Genomic DNA, 648 nt, shown 5'->3' with positions numbered 1-648 from the left:
GTTCCTGCCGTTCTTCTGGTCGAACGGCGGTGACGAGAAGGACATCGCGACACCGCAGGCGGCGCAGGCCCTGCAGTTCGTCGAGGACCTGCAGAACGACGGCTCGATGTCGAAGAGCTCGATCAGCTGGGCCCAGGCCGACGTCAACAACCAGTTCCTCGCCGGCAAGGCCGCGATGATGATCAACGGCCCGTGGCAGCTCCCGGCGCTCAACGCCAAGAAGGGCCTCGAGTTCGACAGCGTGCCGATCCCGACCCGCACCGGGGACGCCCCGGTCGCCCCGCTCGGTGGCGAGGCGTTCACCGTCCCGCAGACCGGCGACAAGGCGAAGATGCAGCTCGCCGGCAAGTTCGTCGGCTGCCTCCACTCGGTGAAGGGGCAGGAAGCCCTCGCGAAGCTGAGCGGCAACGTGCCGACGAACCTCGAGGCCGGCGCGAAGTGGGCCGAGAGCCACCCGCAGGTCGCCTCGTTCGTCACCACGGTGAAGACCGCCCGTGCCCGCACCGGTGAACTCGGTCCCGACTGGCCCAAGGCCGCGACGAAGATCTACACCGCCGTCCAGCTCGCCCTCACCGGCAAGGCCAGCCCCGAGGCAGCGCTCGAGCAGGCGCAGTCCCAGAACCAGTAGTGCACGAGGGAGCCGGCCGG

The 648-nt window shown here is 69.3% G+C and carries 1 protein-coding gene; it reads left to right on the top strand.

Translation table 11 applies throughout. The features are described 5' to 3' along the window. Positions 1–628 (top strand): sugar ABC transporter substrate-binding protein (locus NS184_RS17125; protein WP_152998321.1); only part of this gene is annotated, 628 nt, incomplete at its 5' end. Positions 629–648 lie beyond the last annotated feature (20 nt).

The organism is Curtobacterium luteum (genome assembly GCF_001475545.1).
In the GTDB taxonomy this organism is placed as follows: Bacteria; Actinomycetota; Actinomycetes; order Actinomycetales; family Microbacteriaceae; genus Curtobacterium; species Curtobacterium luteum_A.
The sequence above is the reverse complement of the archived record's forward strand: the minus strand, read 5'-3'. Positions and strand labels throughout refer to the sequence as shown.